Annotated in this window: 14 protein-coding genes and 1 tRNA gene; 7 read left to right on the top strand and 8 right to left on the bottom strand. The window is 45.2% G+C overall.

The genetic code is table 11. The annotated features are described in order from the left end of the window. Window positions 1-10 precede the first annotated feature (10 nt). A complete protein-coding gene (locus JHD69_RS01655) occupies window positions 11-340 on the top strand; it encodes a DUF3276 family protein (protein WP_199136674.1) in 330 nt (109 codons plus the stop codon). Window positions 341-424: 84 nt separating this feature from the next. On the opposite strand, the gene JHD69_RS01650 is transcribed toward JHD69_RS01655, so the two are convergent. Next, window positions 425-886 carry a DUF5362 family protein gene (locus JHD69_RS01650; protein ID WP_199136672.1) on the bottom strand — a complete coding sequence of 154 codons (462 nt, stop codon included), beginning with the start codon at window positions 884-886 and terminating at the stop codon, window positions 425-427. Between the two features lie 304 nt (window positions 887-1190). Here JHD69_RS01650 and ychF point away from each other — a divergent pair, with 304 nt between their 5' ends. Beyond that, window positions 1191-2285 (top strand): redox-regulated ATPase YchF, encoded by a 1095-nt coding sequence (gene ychF, locus JHD69_RS01645; RefSeq protein ID WP_199136670.1) that lies wholly within the window; start codon window positions 1191-1193, stop codon window positions 2283-2285. Window positions 2286-2417: 132 nt separating this feature from the next. On the opposite strand, the gene mgtE is transcribed toward ychF, so the two are convergent. Next, a complete protein-coding gene (gene mgtE, locus JHD69_RS01640; RefSeq protein ID WP_199136668.1) occupies window positions 2418-3794 on the bottom strand; it encodes a magnesium transporter in 1377 nt (458 codons plus the stop codon). Between the two features lie 256 nt (window positions 3795-4050). Between mgtE and JHD69_RS01635 the strand changes: the two genes are divergently transcribed. The 5 genes from JHD69_RS01635 (at window position 4051) to JHD69_RS01615 (ending at window position 8562) form a co-directional block, all read left to right on the top strand. Continuing rightward, window positions 4051-4122 (top strand) — tRNA-Arg (locus JHD69_RS01635). Between the two features lie 163 nt (window positions 4123-4285). After that, a complete protein-coding gene (locus tag JHD69_RS01630) occupies window positions 4286-4921 on the top strand; it encodes a class I SAM-dependent methyltransferase (protein WP_199136666.1) in 636 nt (211 codons plus the stop codon). 69 nt (window positions 4922-4990) lie between these two features. Further along, entirely contained in the window at window positions 4991-6280 is a 1290-nt protein-coding gene (locus JHD69_RS21360) for a TlpA family protein disulfide reductase (RefSeq protein ID WP_199136664.1), read from the top strand. A gap of 15 nt (window positions 6281-6295) precedes the next feature. After that, complete coding sequence (locus JHD69_RS01620; RefSeq protein WP_199136662.1) at window positions 6296-7813, top strand: sensor histidine kinase; 1518 nt, start codon at window positions 6296-6298, stop codon at window positions 7811-7813. After that, window positions 7810-8562 carry a LytR/AlgR family response regulator transcription factor gene (locus tag JHD69_RS01615; RefSeq protein ID WP_199136660.1) on the top strand — a complete coding sequence of 251 codons (753 nt, stop codon included), beginning with the start codon at window positions 7810-7812 and terminating at the stop codon, window positions 8560-8562. The genes JHD69_RS01620 and JHD69_RS01615 overlap by 4 nt, the downstream gene beginning before the upstream one ends. Before the next feature lie 85 nt (window positions 8563-8647). Here JHD69_RS01615 and JHD69_RS01610 read toward each other — a convergent pair whose 3' ends face one another. The 6 genes from JHD69_RS01610 to JHD69_RS01585 all read right to left on the bottom strand — a co-directional run bounded on the left by JHD69_RS01610 (window position 8648) and on the right by JHD69_RS01585 (window position 21660). Further along, window positions 8648-10054, bottom strand: coding sequence for a TolC family protein (locus tag JHD69_RS01610; protein ID WP_199136658.1), 1407 nt, complete (start codon window positions 10052-10054; stop codon window positions 8648-8650). Window positions 10055-10286: 232 nt separating this feature from the next. Next, window positions 10287-13457 carry an efflux RND transporter permease subunit gene (locus JHD69_RS01605; protein WP_199136656.1) on the bottom strand — a complete coding sequence of 1057 codons (3171 nt, stop codon included), beginning with the start codon at window positions 13455-13457 and terminating at the stop codon, window positions 10287-10289. Between the two features lie 9 nt (window positions 13458-13466). Next, complete coding sequence (locus JHD69_RS01600; protein WP_199136654.1) at window positions 13467-14657, bottom strand: efflux RND transporter periplasmic adaptor subunit; 1191 nt, start codon at window positions 14655-14657, stop codon at window positions 13467-13469. Window positions 14658-14731: 74 nt separating this feature from the next. After that, on the bottom strand, window positions 14732-15331 hold the full coding sequence (locus tag JHD69_RS01595) for a TetR/AcrR family transcriptional regulator (RefSeq protein ID WP_199136652.1): 600 nt from the start codon (window positions 15329-15331) through the stop codon (window positions 14732-14734). A gap of 250 nt (window positions 15332-15581) precedes the next feature. Next, window positions 15582-17996, bottom strand: coding sequence for a GAF domain-containing protein (locus tag JHD69_RS01590; protein ID WP_199136650.1), 2415 nt, complete (start codon window positions 17994-17996; stop codon window positions 15582-15584). 55 nt (window positions 17997-18051) lie between these two features. Beyond that, a complete protein-coding gene (locus JHD69_RS01585; protein ID WP_199136648.1) occupies window positions 18052-21660 on the bottom strand; it encodes a BamA/TamA family outer membrane protein in 3609 nt (1202 codons plus the stop codon). Window position 21661 lies beyond the last annotated feature (1 nt).

The raw sequence follows: 21661 nt of genomic DNA, 5'->3' as shown, positions 1-21661 counted from the left end.
ACACACAACAATGGGAGATTTTGACAACAAAGAGAGAGAAGAGGTTTTTTCCAAGAAGGTAAGAGCAGGTAAACGGACTTATTTTTTTGATGTAAAAGCTACACGTTCAGGCGATTACTACCTTACCTTAACAGAAAGCAAAAAAAGATTGGAAGATGGCGTTTTTGTGAAACACAAAATCTTTTTATACAAGGAAGATTTCGAGAAGTTTACAGAAGGCTTATCAGAAACCATCGACTACATCAAATCACATCAAGAAGTAGTGGAAAAACGCTACGAATATTCTGAAAACGCAGAATATAACGTTACCAAATCTGAAAACGACGATTTTTCTTACTAAGAACCACCAATATTTACAATCCCTCAGCCAACATTGAGGGATTTTTTTTGCACCTTAATTTTTGAGGCTCATGTGGGTAATCGACTAAACCTTCATGGTCATGACAGTAGAAACCAGCGCAATGACATAAAAGCTGATTAGAATAATCGTCATGATGCCCCAGTATTTGAACAGCGATTTCAACCTCATCAAAGCCTCGTTCAGGCTGTTTTGGTCGCCATACAAAACTCCCAGTTTAGCACGGGAAGCATATTTGAAAAGCAATAGGCTCGGATAAAAAATAGCAAAGGCGTATAATAGGCAAACCAGGGTAATGCCTAGCCCACCCAACGCCGCGAAAGATTTGAGGGATGCCAATTCTGGATTTGTACCAATAGCCGCCCCTACGGTGAAAGCACTAACGATGATCAATCCCGTAAAAACAAAGCCTACGATAGCTAAAAAAGTAGCCCATTTGGCCATTTCATAAAGATAGCTGCGCATTTCTTCGCTTACAATCAGTTGCGGGTGGGTTGATGACACAGGAGTTAATTCTTCGTTTTCCATGATTTGGGCATTGTGATTTACAATCAAAGATAAACAATTAATTTTGCCTACCACAAAACACTAGGGAAAGGGCTTAAAAATTAATATCTTTGCGGCCTTGAAAGGAAGTTCTGGGTGGAAGGTGGAAGGTGGAAGGTGGAAGGTGGAAGGTGAAAAGTGGAAAGTGGAAAGTTCAATGTTGGGAGTGGAAAGATTTGAGAGCAGATGAAAACCATTAACAAACAACTGGAAACTGTTAATTGAAATTTAACAACGAGCAACCCAAAACTGATAACTGAACAATAATCGTAAATCAAAAATATAAATGGCATTACAATGTGGTATAGTTGGCTTACCCAATGTGGGTAAATCAACCTTATTTAACTGTTTATCTAACGCAAAGGCGCAAGCGGCCAATTTTCCGTTCTGCACCATCGAACCCAATGTGGGCGTAATTACCGTACCCGACGACCGTTTAACCAAACTTGCCGAGCTGGTGAATCCGCAAAAAGTAGTACCCAATACCATCGAGATCGTTGATATTGCGGGCTTGGTAAAAGGCGCTTCGAAGGGCGAAGGATTGGGCAACCAATTTTTGGGCAACATTAGGGCTACCAATGCCATTATCCACGTGCTGCGTTGCTTTGACGACGGCAATGTAATCCACGTTGACGGTTCTGTTGACCCTATCCGCGATCGCGAAATCATCGATACCGAATTGCAGCTCAAGGATTTGGACACCGTGGTTAAGCGCATCCAAAAAGTAGAGAAGCAGGCCAAAACCGATAAAGACGCCAAAAAGACCTTTGATGTTTTGAGCGTAGTGAAAGCACATCTCGAAACCGGAAAATCGGTTCGTACCGCTCCTCTGCAGCCAGAAGATTTCGATTTCATTAGCGATTTGGGCTTACTGACCCAAAAACCTGTGATGTATGTTTGCAATGTTGACGAAGGCTCGGTGGTTACCGGCAACAAATATGTGGACCTGGTGAAAGCCAATGTGGCCGACGAGAATGCGGAAGTTTTAGTGATTTCGGCAAAGATCGAATCGGAAATTGCCGAATTAGACAGTTATGAAGAGCGCCAGGAGTTTTTGGCCGATTTGGGACTGACCGAATCGGGGGTTAACAAACTGATCAGGGCGGCCTATCGCCTGTTGGATCTATACACCTACTTTACGGCCGGTGTACAGGAAGTTAGGGCCTGGACCATTACCAAAGGCTTTACCGCGCCACAGGCTGCAGGCGTAATCCATACCGATTTTGAAAAAGGCTTTATCCGTGCCGAGGTAATCAAATACAACGATTTTGTAACGCTAGGCTCTGAAAATGCCTGCAAAGAAGCCGGAAAACTGGGCGTAGAAGGAAAAACCTATGTGGTAGAAGATGGCGACATTATGCACTTCAGGTTTAACGTATAAGCTTGACGCTTATGGGTGAGAACGCCTAGCAAAAAACCATTTAAAAAATCCTGTAGACAGCATCTATGGGATTTTTTATGTAAAGACTGTTTAGAAATCGACTAAAAGTATTCGCTCCCTGTAGAATATCGGCTAAAGCAACGTTCCCCTTAAAATTAGCACAGCGATGCTGAAATAAATGACGATACCGGTTACATCGACCATCGTGGCTACAAAAGGTGCCGACGACGTGGCCGGATCGAGCTTCAGTTTTTTCATGATAATCGGCATCATGGAACCGATTAAACTTCCCCACAGCACGATTCCAATCAGCGTAAAGAAAATGGTAACCGACAAGAGGAACCAATGTGTACCATAGTCGTAAATGTGCAGGCTTTGCCATAAAACAATCCTCACCAAGCCTATCGTTCCTAAGGTTACGCCCAGCAAAAGACCAGAAATAATTTCTCGGCGCATCACTTTCCACCACTCGGTCAAGGTTACCTCGCCCAAAGCCATGGCCTGTATAATCAGCGTGGAGGCCTGTGAGCCGCTGTTGCCCCCGCTGCTCATGATCAGCGGGATAAACAAAGAAAGCACCACGGCTTTGGAAAGTTCAATTTCAAAGTGCTGCATGGCCGTTGCGGTCAGCATTTCGCCCAAAAAGAGTACGATGAGCCAACTCGCCCGTTTTTTTACCAGTTTAAAGATGGGCATATCGAGGTAAGGCTCGTCCAAAGCTTCGGTACCCCCTATTTTCTGCATGTCTTCGGTATATTCTTCGTGGGCAATCCACAAAATATCATCCACCGTTACAATGCCCAACAAGATATTTTGGTCGTCAACCACCGGCAGGGCCACGCGGTTGTTCATCCTAAACACATTGATGGCTTCCTCTTGCGGGTCGTTTACATTGAGCGAAATCAATCTGTTATCGGTCAAATCGCCGATGCGCATTTCGGGATCGGCCAATAAAATCTCCCTGATCCTGATATCATCCAACAGTATGCCGTCCTTGTCAATTACATACACCACATCGATGGTTTCGGAGTTTTTGCCATAGCGACGGATATGCGAAAGCACACGATTTACGGTCCAATCGGTTTTAACCGCAATAAAATCGGGGGTCATCAAACGGCCAACGCTGTCTTCCTCATAGCCCAGCAGGTGCAGTGCTTCGATACGGTCGTTGTCGGGCAGCAAGATGAGCAGTTTTTTAACCGCATCGCCTTTCAGTTCGCCCAAAAGTGCCGTCCTGTCATCGGGAGGCAGCTGCCTGATGATTTCGGTCAGTTTGTTGCTTTGCAGTTTTTTGATGATCCTTTCCTGAGTCGGGAAATCGAGAATACGGAATACATTGACTGCCCTTTTGGTTGAAAGGGTTTCGATAAATTTAACGGCATATTGTGGAAGTTCGTCGATGAGCTGCTCTACATCAGAGATGTTCAGCTCGTTCAGGTACGCTTTTAACTGCCTATCGCTCTCGTTTTCTATCAGTTGCAACACTTCTTCTACTAGCAGTTCTTCCATAATCCGTTAAATTTTAAGTTTACATAAGCAAGCTATTCCGTCTTTTTTTTGCAAAAATGGCTTTTTCTTTTCAGAATGCAAACTATAATCGGTCCAAAATATCCTTTTTAAGGTTAAATCATAGTTAAGGAATAAAATGCCAGCTGTTGCCAAACCCTGCTGGTTTTTATACGTTGCTGCCATTTTAGGCAGGATATAGGGGAATTTAAAAAGTGATGAATAAATTTAGCCGCGGATTAGCTATATTTGCGGTTCTGTTTCCGTAGTTCAATGGATAGAATGTCAGATTCCGGTTCTGATGATGGGGGTTCGAATCCCTTCGGGAACACTAAAAACACCAAACCGCCTTTAATTTCATTAGAGGCGGTTTTTTATGCCCCATAGTTTTCAAATTCACCATTCACCTGCCAAATTTCGGTTTAAATCGTCCTATTATCTTCTACATTAGCTATTTCTTGCTAAATTGCAAATGCAACATTATAGCAACAATTATGACGAACGAAACCGAAGACCCCACATTCTGGGAAAAGGCCTTTAGCGAAAAACAGGAAATGTGGGGCTTCGAACCTGCACAATCGGCGGTACTGACCAAAGATTTTTTCCTTCAAAAATCGGTAAAAAACGTATTGGTTCCCGGCATCGGCTACGGACGCAATGCCCAGCTTTTTGTAGCTAACGGCATGGCCGTAACCGGCATAGAAATCTCAAAAACGGCTATCGCAATGGCCAGGAAACACTACGGAACAGCCCTAAAAATCTATCAGGGTTCGGTAACCGACATGCCTTTCGACAACAACAAATACGATGGCTTGTTTTGCTACGCCCTTATCCATTTGCTGGATGAAAAAGACCGGAAAAAACTCATCAGCGACTGTTATAACCAACTAACAGAGGATGGCTACATGGTATTTACGGTTATCTCCAAAACAGCGACTACCTATGCGCAAGGCAAATTTTTAAGCAAAAACCGCTACGAAATATTCGAGGGTGTGCAAATGTTCTTTTATGACGAAGAATCAGTCGGCACCGAGTTTGGTCCTTACGGTCTGCTCGAAATCGTTCCTATTCAAGAAAGCCAGCCCTTCCTGCTCGTTAAATGCAGCAAGCGGCCTCGTGCCAATGCCTGATTCACAGCCAAGGCGACCATTTTCACATTGCTGTTATTTTATGGTGTTTTTAGCCCGCATCTTTGGGGCATGAAACATAGCTCAACAAACCGACAGTTCTTCAAAATAGGACTGCTCATTGCATTTTGCCATCTAGCCTGCTGTGCCATTGCCCAAACCAAAGATCCATTGCAGGAGCAGCTGCAACGCATGTCGAAGGAAAAAAGCCCCGAAAAAAACGTGGCGACCATGAACGAGTTGCTCACGGCCTACAAGCTCGACCCCGTTAAAAACATGGAGGACATCGATGTAATGAAAGGCACCATAGCGCTCTCCTTTCTTCGAGCCAAACGCTACCCACAGTTCGAGCAATACATTAACCTGATCAGCAATAAGTTTAACCAGACATCCTATTTAAATATGGCTGCAGATCAGTTGATTGAACAAAAAGCAGCTCTGGTTTATGCCGAAAAGCTAGCCAAACGTACGCTCGATTTGTATAATGCCTATAAAGACGATACGGCAGCCAGACCTGCCTATTTTCCATTGGAAGATTGGAACAGGTTCATGCAAATGGCCAATGGCCCCTACTGCGATACCTACGCCACGGCTTTACTGGCCAACAAAAAATACCAAAAAGCCTTGCTATACCAAGAAAAAGCGCTTGGCAACAAAGACCTTGCCGACGCCTATTTACCTGCTGTAGAGCGCTATGCACTGCTTTTGGAACTGAACAACCAAAGCGACAAAGCTTACCGTATTTTGCTGCAACTGGCCAAAACCGGCAAGGCAAGCGCCAACATGAATGCACAGCTGAGGAAACTTTACTTTCGAAAAAATGGGGCAAAAGCCGTGGATTCTTTTTTTGTGCGCCTTAACGAAATGGCTTTTCAGGAACTAAAAAATAATTTGAGCAAGACCATGCTCCATTCGGAAGCCCCCGCATTTAGCTTATTGGATTTGGAAGGCAACAAGGTATCACTGGCCGATTTCAAAGGCAAAATCGTAGTGCTGGATTTTTGGGCCACCTGGTGCGCTCCCTGCAAAGCTTCCTTCCCTGCCATGCAAAAGCTGGTGGAAAAGCATCCTGATGTTGTTTTTCTATTCATTGCCACCAACGAAAGCGAGGGTGACGTTACCGCTAGGATAAAAGGCTTTATTCATGAAAACAAATATCCTTTCCGGGTATTGATCGACCAACCTTTAGCCAACCAGTCCAAAACCTTTCAAGTGGTAGCAGCTTATAAACCCAATGGAATTCCAGCCAAGGTTGTCATCGACAAAAACGGCATGCAACGGTTCTTATCTGTAGGGTTTTCATCCGAAACCGAACTTCTGAACGAAATGGAGGCCATGATTACCCTAACCAGCGAACAATAACCTAAATTTACAGAAATGAAAAAGCATATCGTTATCTTGTTCTTGTTGCTTGGTGCTCAATTGGGCTACGCACAAACACAGGTTACGCTATTAGACAAGCCAGCCTTTTACCTCTCTGCCGAAGGCATATTGCTGAGCCAAATCCAAAAGTCTATTGGCAAAGACCATGGAAAAACAAATCACATCTACCTTGCCGGAGGTTTTATCAATGTACGTCCAATCGACTATAAGCTGGGAACCGTCATCCGTTTTTCGAAACAAGGAAGTGCAGCCGACATTGATCTGCTCCGCCATTCGCGCAATGCCAAGCTCTATTACCATACCTATTTTGCTGCAAGCAATGGCCAAACCATGCCTGCTCCAGTTAATGAGCCACTAAAACTATGGCTTCAGGATCAAAAAACGAGTACCGCCTACTTAAGGGTAAACGACGTCTTTAATGTAGATATCCTGGACTATCAGACCGACACCTTGGTCAAAAGGTATTCGATCAAAAGAATCAGGGTATTTCCATCCATACACTTTAATGCCATTGTTGGAAAAAAGGGAAAAAACATACCGGTTTCCGAAAACAAGCAGCTTGCAGTTGCTTCATCCGATAAAATCGAAGTACGCGCCGCAAACAACGACCTGCGCTACCAACCTTTGGACTATACCCTAACCAATTTGAAAACCGGGAAGCAAGAGCGCTTTCTGGGCAGAAGAACTATCCAGTTGCCCAAGTTAACGGCCAATACCGATTATGAGTTGCGCTGCAACTTCGATATCCAGCCCGAAAGTACCCTTTCCTATCACATCCAAGTAAAGGCCAAATGGTATCAGTTGCCCTTGGTGTATGGTTTGGCTGTAGGCTTGCTGATCTTGTTTATGGCTATTGCTGTTATTTGGCGATTGAAAGGCGAAGTGAAGCGCTCGCAAAAAAAACAAAAGGAAATCGAACAGTCCATTTTAAGGTTGCAATCGCAACTTAACCCACATTTTACCTTCAATGCGCTGAGCTCTATCCAAGGGCTGATGAATACCAACCGTATTGCCGAAGCCAATGATTACCTGCAGGATTTCAGCAGCCTGCTTCGGAAGACCCTTAGCAAGGGACAACAAATTTTCAACACCTTGGATCAGGAGCTCGAAATGATGCAGACCTACATCCGGTTAGAGGCCTTGCGCTATAATTTTACTTGGGAAATCCAATTATCGCTCAGTTGCAATGCTTCTATTATCGAAATTCCTACCTTATTGTTGCAGCCTTTGATCGAAAATGCCATCAAACACGGCATTGCCTCGCTAGGCAGCAAAGGCCTATTGCTAATCAGCTGCCACACCAACGACCAAGACGATTCGCTATGCATCAGCATCAGCGACAACGGCCAGTGGACAAATGCCAACAGCCATATCGGCTACGGGCTCCAATTAACCTACGATAGGATTTCGGCCATTAACAAGCTGCATCAAGAAAAGAAAATTGTGCTTAATTTTGAAAAACAGCAAGGCACAGTTGCTATTTTCACTTTTCAAAACTGGATAAATCAATGATCAGCGCCATACTAGTAGACGACGAACCGATCAATAACGACAACCTTAAGGCGCTCTTGGCGCAACATTGTCCACAGGTTGAAGTACTGGCTTCGGCCACCAGTGCCGCCGAAGCCAAGGAACTGTTGCTGGCCAACAAGCCCGACGTAGTATTTCTGGATATTCAAATGCCTGAAAAAAATGGCTTCGACCTATTGAGATCGATCGGCGAACCCGGCTTCGAAGTGGTTTTCGTAACCGCTTTTGATGCATATGGCATCATGGCCATTAAATTTTCGGCCTTAGACTACCTGCTCAAACCCATTAACGCCGCCGAGCTCAAAACCGCGGTGGGCAAAGTTGAAGCCTCGGTAAAGGACAGGAAGAAAAATGCGCGCCTGGAAAATTTGATGCAGCTCCTCGACAGGCAACAACTGGACGAAAACGAAAAAATTGGCTTGCCTACCCAGAGAGAAACTTTCCTAACCCCAATTAAAGCTATTGTCAGGTGCGAATCATCGAACAATTATACCAGCTTCTATTTAACCGATGGCACCTCGTTGCTCATTTCAAGACCGATTTACGAGTACGAAGAACTACTGACACCCTATGGCTTTATCCGTTGCCACCAATCGCATTTGGTGAACAAGAAACATGTGAAGAGTATTTTGAATGAAGATTCGGGCTACCTGGTCATGGAACCCGACCATGCCAAAATCCCAATTTCAAGACAGAAAAAACCACTCATCAAAGCCATTTTTAAAGCTTAGGACTATTTAGAGTTTAATTAACCCCACATTAAACAAAAAACCATAGCGAAAAGCTATGGTTTTAACTATATGAATAACTCAATACCTATTGCCAACCGCCACCTAGTGCACGGTATAAAGCCACACCGGCATTCAGCTGTGCTGTTTTGATCGTGGTCAGATCCAATTCGCCCCTCAATAGGTTGCCTTGAGCTGTAATCACTTCCAAATAATTGGCCATGCCGCTTTTAAACAACAGTTCTGAGTTTTTAACGGCTAGCTGTAAGGTCTGCACCCTGGTTTGCACCGTAGCATATTCATTTTTGAGGTTGATGAGCCTAGCTTGTTCGTTAGAAACTTCGGCCACCGCCCCAATTACAGTCTGCCTAAACTGCAATACCGATTTCTCTCTTTCTATTTTAGCCAGTTCGAACTGGGTTTTCAGTTCCTTGCGCTGAAAAATAGGTTGCGTAATGCCACCGCCTACTACGCCAAACAGCGATGCCGGAATGTTAAACCAATTGCTGGCCTTAAAAGAATTTAAGCCACCACTAGCCGAAATGGTTAGGCTGGGGTACATCATGGCATTGGCTATGCCTACTTTGGCATTGGCGATCCTCAATCCCAATTCCATACTTTTTACGTCGGGCCTGATGCGCAACAAATTTGCCGGCACACCCACCGCCAACTGATCGGGAACGGTTAAATCCGCCAAAGTAGCCGCGCGTTCAATAGCTGTTGGAAACTTGCCAGTTAATACGCTCAGCGCATTTTCTTGAATGCTGATGGCTGTGGTAATCTGCGGAATCAATTGGGTAGCGCTCAACAATTGGGCTTCGGCCTGCTGAATGGCCAACGAACTTACCTGCCCCGCATCGAACTGCATTTTGATCATTTTAAGTGTGCTTGTATTCAATTCGATATTCTTTTGCGCAACTTTTAATTGCGCGTCCAACATCAGCAATTGATAAAAGCCCATAGCCACTTCGGCCACAATACGGGTCTGCACCGCTTTCTTTACTTCGGCCGATTGCAGGTAACCGGCATAAGCGGCTTCTTTTTGTTTTTTGATCTTGCCCCAGATATCAGCTTCCCAGCTTAAGCCGAGGTTGGCATTAAAATCTTCGATATGACTGGTCTTCAAAAATTGCGAGGTGCTCAATCCATTCAAACTATTGTCCGATGGGCGATTAGAATTGGCCGTAATTTGCAAATTCAGTTGAGGCACATTGCCCATTTTTGCCCTTTGCAGCATCAGTTCAGAGGCCTCGATATTTTTCAAGGCCATTTGCAGGTCGATGTTTCGCAGCAAAGCGCTATCAATCAGATTGCGGATGGCTGGCGTACCAAAAAAATCCTTTACCGGCAAAGCACCAATGCTGCTGGTATCCGTATTTCCATCCCTAAAGTTCATCGGTACATCCTTAATGGGGTTGGCGATGTTTTTGGTGAGGCTACAGCTGCTTGCAGCCAAAATCAGCAAGGCTAAAAAGCCATTTATAAATGTTTTCATCTGTTTATCTATTATTTCAACGGTGATGAAGCCACCATGTTTTTAGGATCATTCCCCTTCGGGTTTGGGTAAAATCATGATGGTTCATTATATCGTTCTGAATTATTGCCATGGAAAGCACAGTTGTCAAAACCGTGCCTTCCACTCATTTTAGTTATACCATTTCTTCAACCATGAAGAAACGAGGGGCAAAAACTCTTCGAGTAGCGAAGGCTCTTGCGTTGTAGTTTGGTTATTTTCCATCGTGAACTAAATGATGATTTTCTTCGGGATGTACATTGGTAGGCACACCCGTAATTTTTTCCTGTAAAAACTGGAAGAGGATAAAAAGTACCGGAATAAAGAACACACCGAGCAGTACTCCCGAAAGCATACCACCGGCTGCCGCCATACTGATGGAGTGATTACCCAATGCCGATGGACCTGTAGCCCTCATCATCGGGATCATTCCTACAATAAAGGCCAAAGAAGTCATGATAATCGGGCGTAAGCGCAACTTGGCGGCCTCCAATGCCGACGACAGCAGGGTTTGTCCGGCTCTTCGGCGCTGGATGGCAAACTCAACAATCAGGATGGCGTTTTTGGCCAGCAAGCCAATCAGCATCACCAAGGCTACCTGCACATAAATATTGTTAGAGATTCCTGTAAAACCAATAGCCGCAAACACGCCAAATATACCGGTAGGAATAGACAAGATAACAGAAAAAGGCAGGATATAGCTTTCGTACTGTGCCGACAGCAAGAAATAAACAAACAGCAGGCAAAGGATAAAAATAACCACCGATTGGCCACCCGAAGAAATCTCTTCTTTGGTCATTCCCGAAAACTCGTAGCTATAACCACCCGGCAAGTGCTTGGCGGCTACCTCCTCTACCGCTTTAATGGCATCGCCAGAGCTATAGCCCGGTTTGGCAATGGCATTGAGGCCAATAGAACTGAACAAGTTGTAACGCGATACCGTTTCTGGGCCGTACACCCTGCTCAATTTAACCAAGGTGTTGATAGGCACCATTTGACCCCTATTGTTTTTCACAAATACACCGTCCATAGCCGCCGGGTTGGCCCTGTCTTCCTGATCGGCCTGTACCACCACGCGATAGTATTTGCCAAAACGGTTGAAATCGGAAGTTTGGGCGCTACCAAAATAGGCCTGCATGGTTTGCAAAATATCACGAACGCTTACGCCCAACTGGGCCGCTTTAACCTCGTCAAGTTCCATGGCCAATTGCGGGTAATCCGACCTGAACGAGGTAAAGGCTACAGCAATCTCCGGGCGTTTCATCAACTCGCCAATAAAATTGGACGAAACCTCGCTAAACTTGTCCAATTTGCCTACCGTCCTGTCTTGCAATACGATATCCAAACCATCGATGTTACTGAAACCCGGTACGGTTGGAAAAGTGAACACAAAGAAATTGGCTCCTTTAATGGCGGCCAGTTTTTGCCTTACCTCGCCCATAATACCATCGATATCCTTGATTTTTCCGCGCTCTTTGGTGGGTTTGAGCAACACAAAAGCCACACCCGACGAAGGGCTCGACGACTGGGTGAGCATGTTGAAACCAGAAAGCCCCATTAAGGTTTGCTTTGATTCCATCGATCCCAAAATGCTTTCCAACTGTTTGATAACCTCCGTGGTACGGTCAAGCGAAGCACCAGCCGGCATCGACAGCGAAATAGCGATAAAGCCCTGGTCTTCTGAAGGAATAAAGCCCGATGGCGTACGCTTAATCATCACGCCTGTAGCCACAATTACCGCAAGCAGTGCTACCATGGTAGCCCAACGGAACTTGATTAAAAATTTAAGGCCATTGGTATACTGATCGGTAATTTTCTGGAAACCCGAGTTAAAACCTGCAAAGAACTTTTGCTTAAAGGTTTTCTTTTCTCCCGCAGCCGGATTGTGTTCTTTCAAGAACAAGGCCGCCAAAGCAGGGCTCAAGGTTAAGGCATTTACCGCCGAAATCACGATAGCAATAGCCAGGGTAAACGCAAACTGCCTGTAGAACAACCCGGTTGAGCCTTCCATAAAGCCTACCGGCAGGAATACCGCCGACATGATCAGGGTGATGGAAATAATGGCACCCGTAATTTCGCTCATGGCCGAAGCCGTTGCCGCTTTAGGAGGCAAATGCCGGTGTTCCATTTTGGCATGAACCGCCTCTACCACCACAATGGCGTCGTCTACCACAATCCCAATGGCCAACACCAATGCAAATAGGGTAAGCAGATTGATAGAGAAACCAAAAATCCACATGAAGAAGAAAGTTCCCAAAATGGCCACCGGCACCGCTATGGCTGGAATGAGGGTCGACCTGAAATCCTGCAGGAACACAAACACTACAATAAACACCAAGATAAACGCCTCGATCAAGGTGTGGATAACCTGATCGATAGACTGGTCTAACGAATATTTGGTATTGTATAAAATGAGGTGTTTTACGCCTTTCGGAAAGTCCTTAGACAGTTTTTGCATCAGCTTGTCTATCGCGATCTGAATCTCGTTCGAGTTTGAACCTGCCAGCTGCACAATACCGATGTTAACCCCAGGCTTGCCGTTTACCCGGGTAAAGTTGGTATACGAATAGGCCCCAAATTCAATTCTGGCCAAGTCTTTCAATCGTAACACCGAACCATCAGGATTGGCTTTGATTACCATATCGCCATATTCTTCTGGTTTGTTAAGCTTGCCTTTGTAGGTAATCACATATTCGAAAGCTTCTCGGCTGCTCTCGCCGAATTTGCCCGGCGCCGCTTCCAGGTTTTTATCCTGGATAATGCCCATTACTTCTTTTGGCGTCAAGTTATAAGTCGCCATTTTCGAAGGGTTGAGCCAGATACGCATGGAGTAATCTTTGTTGCCTCCAAAAATGGTTGCCGAGCCTACCCCTGGTATACGTTTAATATCAGGAATGATGTTGATTTGGGCATAGTTGGCCAAGAAAGTCTGGTCGTAGTTCTGCTCATCATCGGTGAACAAATCGACCACCATAATCAAGCTGTTTTGTTGCTTGGCTGTGGTAATACCTGCTTGTACGACCTCGGCAGGCAACTGGCTGGTGGCTTGGGCCACGCGGTTTTGCACATTTACAGCTGCCTGATCGGGATTGGTGCCCAGTTTAAAATAAACGGTAATGACCAACGAGCCGTCGTTACTGGCTGTAGAGCTCATATAGCTCATGTTTTCGACACCGTTGATAGATTCTTCCAACGACGGCGCTACCGAGCGCAATACCGTTTCGGCATTGGCACCGGGGTAGAAAGCCATAACCTGAACTGCAGGAGGCGCTATATCGGGGAACTGTTGCAAGGGCAATTTAGATAGTCCCAAAACCCCAAGTATAACCAATAGGATAGAAATGACCGTAGCGAGTACCGGCCTGTTTAGAAATATTTTGAACATGATTTTTTCTTATTTTGTAGCGTTGTAGGCCGTTACGGGTTTGCTGATTTCTGGCTGGATCAAGTCGCCTTCTTTTAAGCTCTCGAAGCCTTTGGCAATAATCTGCTCGCCCGATTTTAGGCCATCTTGTATTAAATAGTTGGTACCGCTTGTGCCCAGTACCTTAATAGGGCGTTTACTTACCTTGTTGTCTTTGCCAACGGCATATACAAATACTTTATCCTGTATTTCGATGGTAGACGCTTGCGGTACCAACAGCACGTTGTTATGCGCCATGCCTAGCCTTACCTTGCCGGTATTACCCGATCTTAACACGCCTTTGGCATTCGGGAAACTGGCTCTTAGGGTAATGGCGCCCGTAGTTTTGTCGAACTGGCCATCAACCATGTCTATTTTGCCATTGGCGGGATATAAAGTCTGATCGGCCAACACCAACGAAACCGGAGGCAAATGCTTCAGCCTGTCGTTTACCGAATTGCCTTCGTATTTAGCATTGAAATTGATAAAATCGGTTTCAGCCAAAGAGAAATACACATGGACTTCGTGTACATCAGAAAGGTTGGTTAAAGCCTCTGGATCTGACGGTCCCACCAAACTGCCTTGTTTTTTAGGCAAACGACCAATATAACCGCTAATTGGAGCTTTAATTTCGGTATAGGCTAAGTTGATTTGGGCATTGTTTACGCTGGCTTTGGCCTGTTCAACATTAGCTAGCGCGATTTGATGTACAGTTTTTGCAGTTTGCAATTGGAAAGCAGATACCACTTTGTTTTGCACCAATGGAGTAAGCTTGTCTATTTCCAACTGTGCGTTCAATACCGCAGCCTGTGCAGCCTGTAAAGCGGCTTTGGCATTATTTAATTGCGCCTTAAAGGGCAATGGCGAAATTTGGAACAACAATTGGCCTTTCCTTACCAATTGGCCTTCGTTTACATAAATACGGTCTATGGTACCCGAAACCTGCGGACGGATTTCCAAATCGGCCGCGCCTTCAATGGCAGCCGGATAATCTATAAATGTTTCTTGAGAGCCTTGGCTAATGGTAATGACCGGTAATGATGGAGCTTGGGCAACTTGGGCCTGCTCTTGTTTGCCCGAACAGCTTGCCAAGAACAAGGCTAAAGCCAAAGCAAAAAACCTAACATAGTTAGATAACTTAACATTGTTAAGTAAAGAAGTGGAATTGGAGATATATTTCATGATTATTGGGATTTTAATGTTTATTTTACGTTAATAAATTAATCTAACAGCGTTAAGTAAAGGCCAAAAAAATTTTAATCGTTGATGGTTCTGATGATCGCTTGGATAGCGCCCCTCAAAATCTGCTGATTAATTTCCTCATTGGTCCCTTTTTGTGTTAGGTTGATCGATATCAGGCCGTGTATAACCGACCAAAAAGTATAATATTTTAAACAGATGAGGTCATCTGGTTGTGGCTCTTTGGTCACGAGCTTTGCAATGGCATCTGAAAAAAGCTTGGTTGTATATTCTGCTTCAGGCAACGATTTTTTGAGCTCGCAGCAGTTCATGTCAACACCGTACATCAGCTGGTACATTTCCTTGCAATTGAAGGCAAATTCCCAGTAGGCCATCCACATGGCTTCCAATTGCTTGGCGGGTTCGGTTTCGCTGTCTTGGGCTTTTTTGATTTTCTGGCCCAAGATGGCATAGCCTTGGCGGGTTAATTCTATCAACAGACCCTCTTTGTTGGGAAAGTACTCGTAAATAATCGGCGCGGTATACTCGATGGCATCTGCAATCTTACGCATACTCAGCGCATTCCAACCCTCCTGCCTTACAATTTGCAAAGCGGCATCCAATATCCCTTTGCGGGTATCTTCTTTTTGTCGCTGGATTCTTTCTTTACTTCCCATGGCCGGTTAAATGACATAAAATAATCTAACACCGTTAAGCAAATGTAGAAAGGATTTTGAAACGGCGTATCATTTATTTGTCAGATAAATTGAAATGTATAATTAGAGGTTTGAAATGAGGTTTTTTGATTAAAAATTTTCTTGGCATCAGTGATCTATCTAGCTCAAAAGACATTCTTACCCCTTGTCGGGATTGAGAATATCCTAGCTGAGATGACGAAACCGACTCACCGAGAAAAATTAAAATAGACTAAGCGCTTTCCTTTTTCAAGGGGCTCTTTTTGATGGTCTTTTTCAGTTTGGTCCACTGCTCATCGTAAAAATCGCAGGCCATGTAGTTTACCCCTATCCTCAGTGCCTTGAGTCCGCTTACGCCTTGCAGTTCTTCCAGCTCCAGGGTTTCGAGGTCGTTGTTCAGGAAACCTTGCTCCTGCAGGTACTTGATATACTCCAAGTATTCGTTGGCCTCATAGGCATTGAAGTAAACCAAAGCGATTTTACCGGGCTGGGTCAGGCGCTCATTGGTACCCTTTACCAAAACCTTGTCTATCCTTTTCTTCACCACTTCATAGCGGATGTTATAGGCGCCTTCTACGTCGAACCTGCGCTCGTCGTTCCTGAAGCTGATATCGATAGGATTTGAATGCACAAAAATCAACTGTGTAGTCAGCAAAGCTCTTGGCATTTGACTCACCAATCCATTGGTTAAACGTGCCACTTCTACCATAGCCGTCAATTGCCATAGGCGGATATTTTTAAGGTACAACAAATCAAAAGGGATGTCGGGCGCAATATCCTGCCCGATGTAGATGTCGTATTCTACCCCATCGGTCCTGAATTTGGCAAAATAGCAGGGATAGGTAGCCTGCAGGGCCTGTTGCGCTTCGTCTAAATATTCGCTTACCGATGTATTGATAAACTGCATAGAGGTTTCGAGCGTTCTCCTGTTTTCGAAAGCAATACCGTTTGCAGGGTTAATGGCGGCAAAATATTGTTGCACCAAGGCCACAGCTTGTGGGTGTCCCTTTTCAATATGCTTCAATACCGGATAAACTTCCAGCTCCAAAAATTCGTTGAACAGGGCCTCTTCGCTCGAACTGATGAAATCTTCGATACGTTTGAGCCAATCCTTGCAGTTGAACAAAATCTTATCGATCAAATCGAGCGAAACAATGGCTCTTAAACCATTCAGGCTTTCAATCAGCATCGTCAGTTGCACTTTCAGGTCTTCCTTCAGGGCAAAATTGCGCTCTACCGTCGAGTTGCGGATGTCTATGGCACCAAACAGCGGATAAAGGTCTTTGAAAGTAACCGTTTCTATTTCAACCGATTTCTTTTTTTCCTTGCTCATTTTCAGGAAATCCCATACTACCTGGTTAAACTTCCATTGTACCGAGGGCTGCAGGGCCGTGAATTTGTCTTTCAGCACGGCATCCATTTTGGCGTTGAATTCTTCGATACGGTATTGCAGCAACTGGCCCAGCAAAGGCATGGCCGAGTGCAAGCGCGACAGCAGCTTCTCATCCACTTCCAGGCTTTCGGTCGAGTAGATTTCCAATACTCCGGCCAGCTGGTTGTTGTAAAAAACAGGGAGGAATGAATAAGAGTGGATTCCGTTTTTCCTCAATACCTCGAGAAAGGGGAATCGCTGTATCTTTTCATCGTCGAGGTTATTGAAAAATACTGGCCGTGGGTTATGCTGGTATTCTTTTACCAAAGCATAAAACGATTCTTCCTGCAAATTGTACTTTTTGCCCGAATTGAGCAGGATGCTTTGCGAATTCTGCTCGTTGTCGAACACAAATTTGCCGTTTACCACCAAGAAAGGCAATAACCCAAACTCGATATGTCCATCGCCGGCCAAGGTTTTCAAGGCCTGTATTACATGCTCATAGGCCTCGTTTTCGTAGGTATGGTTAACCAAGGCATTGCGGATGCCATCAATGGCATGTTGCAGGGTCACATCGCTTAGCGAAATTACCGTAAAGCCATCGAACCTGAATTTGCTGAGTGGCAAAATCTTTTGCAGGAGCTCAATCTCGGTACCGTCTTGAATGAGGCTGGCTACCTGCTCAAAATTGAGTTCGGGCAGTTCACCATCGTACTGGATGTCGATAAACTGGGTATCGGCATTGATGTTGTAGTACTGGGTAAGGTGTGTTTTCGGATTGGTGTACGAGTGCAGGATTTCGTGTCGCGAAATGGAAGTATAATTGTAAAATCTTTCCAAAATCATCCTGTAGATAAACTGCATCTGCTGCTTTTCTTTGGATGCGGGATTTTCCTCTCCGTTTTGGCGTTTTTCTTCGATTTGGAAGGAAAGAAAATCGTAAAAAGAATCGGTACTGAAAAAAATCTTGTCGGGCACGGGTGTACTCAATGCCCAGAACAGGTCTTTTTCATTGGCCATTAAAGGCGTTAGAATGGTAAAAATCAGTTCGAGCGTATCTTTGTATTTGCCCAGTTCTTCTACTTGGATGTCGTTTCTCAACGCTTCTTCACGTTCTATCTTTTCGAGCAAAAAGCGATAAAACTCTGCCTTTAAGGTCTGTTCGGTTTTCAGCCTGTTTTTGAGGTAGGCAATCAAAGGCCTGAACGACAAGGTAAATTCTACCTGGCAGCCTACGCATTCATTTCTGTTGATCTGAATAATATTGGTATTCATCCGAGTATTTCAATTTTTTATGGCCGGATGGAACTTGCGTTTCATCTCTAGTTAACTAAAATCTAAAGTTCATCGAAACGTAAGGATACCATCCTTCTTTCGAATAGCCCATCACCAACCTAAAAATGGTTAGGGATGCTGGGGCAAAATATACGCCGGCACCTACGCCATGGTGCCATACATCTGATGTTTCGTTGGTTTTCCAAACGCGGCCTACATCATAAAATCCTAATAAGCCTACCTGGCCCGGAAGCACGTAGCTTACAAAATCGCCCAGTTTGGCCCTCAGCTCCAAGTTATTGTAAAAACTATGCTGACCAGAGAACCTAAACTGCCTGTACCCCAACAAATTGCCCTGTCCGCCCAAAAACAAGGTTTGGTAAAACGAGGGCTTGCCAATGGTTATACCGCCTCCAAAACGATCGGCCAATACCAATTTAGCCCTACCGTCCAAGTTCTTGTACAGGGAAATATTCGCCGTAAACTGTACAAAGGAACTGGCATATTTGTTCAGGCTCTTGTAGCCCACCAGTTTAAAATCGGTGTAGCTGCCTAGTGTCGGCAAAATCTCGTTGTCGCGGGTATTATTGATAAAGTTGACTGCTACGCCGGTGTAAAGTTTGTCTTTATCAACGGTTAAACTATCATAAGAGTGCAATTGTGACGTGTTGTTGATAAATCTGCCTGCATTGTCTTCTCGGTCAAACTTATAAAACTGAAAAATAGGTCCCACGGTGAAGGTCGATTTCGGCCTGCGCCACCTGAGCGATGCCTCAGCTTGGTAGATGTTGAACCTGGCCCTGTAATACTTCACTTCGTTGCCAGATTTCTTAAACGGGGTTTCGTTGCCCATGCCAAAAAAATTCTGGGTATTGTCTGGCGCAAAGGCATCGGCCTTCAACACCAAATCGGCCTTGCCTACAGCTTGTAGCCAATCGCCGCTGTAGTTGAAACGGAAGGCCGAAGTGGCAAACGAGTGCAAAAACGAAAAGTTTTGCTGGTTGCCATAGGGCTGTTTCCTGAAGCCTGGATTAGTAATTTTATAATTCAGGCCCATCAACAGGCCATCATCAACATTAAAACCGGCATTCAGCAACAGCGAATAGCGGCTGTACAGGTCTTTGCCCAAATAAGACACATTGGACGTATCGGTAGCAAGTATTTTGTTGAGCTTGCCCACATCATGGCCTTCAAAGGTTGATTTCTTGTTTTTGAGGCCAAAAAGCTGCACGCTCCTGCTGGCGTTTTGCACATCGTAGATTTTTTTGCCTCCTCCGGCAATGATCCTCAGTTTGATGTTGGAGGTTTTGTTGTTCAAGATCACGCTGTCGTTGCCATCTTTTACGTACAACCTGATTTCCTTGGTCACCTTCGGATCGAAGGTGCGGCTAAAGATCTCTTCCTTGATATCGCCGTCTTTGGCAATTTTATGAATCTGGATGTTCAGGTGCTGATCGGCAGAATCGGTAATCACTACCCGTTCGTTTTTGTTGCTGGTTTGGATATCGACAATGCGGTTAAAAAAATGATAATACTCGTTCATCATTGCCGGTAAGGCCGCTCGACGCGCTTTCATTTGCTTTAGAAACTGGTCGTGGCGCAACGTATAATTAGGTTCAGGCAACCTGCGCAAGGCCTGTTCCAACACATCGTCGGTAAGCTTGGCGCAAAAATCCTTGATGATCTGGTCCCATTCGGCTTCGCTAAACTGCGAAAGCAAACGGCTGTTCATGGCCCTTCCTTCCCATAAAAACCAGTTGATGCGTTTAATGTTGCGTTCGTAACCCTGCATCATCGGCAACAACGACGAACCCTGGGCATAACGCTGAATCAAGCCATCCGAACTGAAGAAAACCTGGTCGCGGTCTCTTGGAACAGCCAGGTATTTCGAGCCTTTTTCTCCTTTCTCAGGCTTCCAACGCCATTGGTCTTCATGCCGGTCCCAATCGCCCAACATCACATCCAACGCACGCGCACGCAACAACAAAGCCCCATCGTAGGTGTTGTCATTATCGTCGTCAAGCTTTTTGAACATTTTGGTGGTATTGTCTGAATTCCCCAGCGGCTCCCTCTCCTCGAGCAGGCAAAGCGTGTTGGCAAAAGCATTCATATAGTCGCCCAAGTTAGGATCGGGCGATACCCAGGCGATCATCGGATTGCTGTGAGGCACGTTTACGGCTTCGGCCAACGGCGGCACCACCAGGGCGCCAAAAGGGTGTTGGGCCGACATGTTGTCTTTCAGGATGTCTTTGGCAAACGTATTTCTCAATCCCTGTGGCAACAATACTTCTGGGTATTTCTCCACGCTCCTGAGCACCCATTCCTTACCATTTTTATCTTCGAGTCTTAACGAACGCGACTGGTTGCCACCACCCAATTGCGTAGGTTTTAAACCTCCCTTAAACTCTGAAATACGCAACACCGGAAATTTGGTTTCCATGGCGTAGTCTTTGCGGTAGTTTTCGCCGAATAAAAAGCGGTGAAATTTGCCCACACTATCGTAAGCAGGATGCACTTTGATGCTGATGCTGTCGGCTTTAATGACCTTGTACTCATTCTTTTTGGCCGCCGCCACCTCTTTGTAAGGCTGGGTATAGCTAAAAACCTTGACCACACCGGTATCGGCATATACATAATAATCATAGCGCATATCGTTGTTGAGCAATTGATCGGCAATGACATAGCCTTGGTGGTACTCGTGAAAAAGCGAATTTTTGCCTTTTTTATTGGGCGACCATTTTGAACCGGCTCCACTTACAAGCTGCAATTGCTTGCCTTTGATGAGCTGCAGGCCGTGCTCATGCCCCGCCACATAAACCACATTGGGCTTCTCGCCGAAAACACTGTTCACGCTTTTGATCATGTCTTTATACAGCGGGTGGTTCAAATCTTCAGGACTTAACAAAGTAGAGCGCAGGAAAGGATAAACCGAACCGATAACTGGCAAAGGAATAACCAGGTTTTTGTTGAGCAAGGTTAAGGGCAGCAAATGGTTGCGCCAGGTAAAATAACCGCCATGCGCACCATAGCTCTGAAACGGATGGTGCGAAGCCAGCAAAATCATCCGGTCGCGGTTCTGCTCCATCAGGTCGTTCATGCGGGCAATTACCGCATCCTTGGTTTGGCAATCGCAATCGGCCGCCGGATTTTGTTTATTGTAGGGAAAAAGCCACCACTCGCTGTCGTAGGCAATAATGGTGAGTTTATCTGTTAGCCTGATGGCAATGGGATCTGGACAACCGTTGGACGGAATGAGTTTGAGCAAAGGATCGCCCAGCGATTCGAGATACTCGCTCTGCCTTTTGATCTTAGCCAAGCCATTTGGACCAGATTTGTCCCAGTCGTGGTTGCCCGGCACAAAGAAAACCGCAGCGCCTGCATCGCGCATAGGCTGAAATTGCGACTGCAGGATCTTGATGGTTTCCTGTTCGTCGCCAAAACCCGGAATGGCCATTCCCGTAGGGTAAATGTTATCGCCCAAATAAAGCGTGGTTGTCTTGCCTTTGATCACATGCTTGGCCGCATTTTTAAGCGATTCCATCTGACCGGCATTCATTTCGCCCGCATCGCCAATTAAAATAACACGATACTTTACCTCTTCTTGGGCCAGGCCAAACAAGCTTGCAAACAATAAAAAAACAAATAGGGTAACTTTCTTCAACATG

The sequence above is a fragment of the Pedobacter sp. ASV12 genome (assembly GCF_016429155.1).
In the GTDB taxonomy this organism is placed as follows: Bacteria; Bacteroidota; Bacteroidia; order Sphingobacteriales; family Sphingobacteriaceae; genus Pedobacter.
Note: the sequence above shows the minus strand (reverse complement) of the source record. Positions and strands in the feature narration are given on the sequence as shown.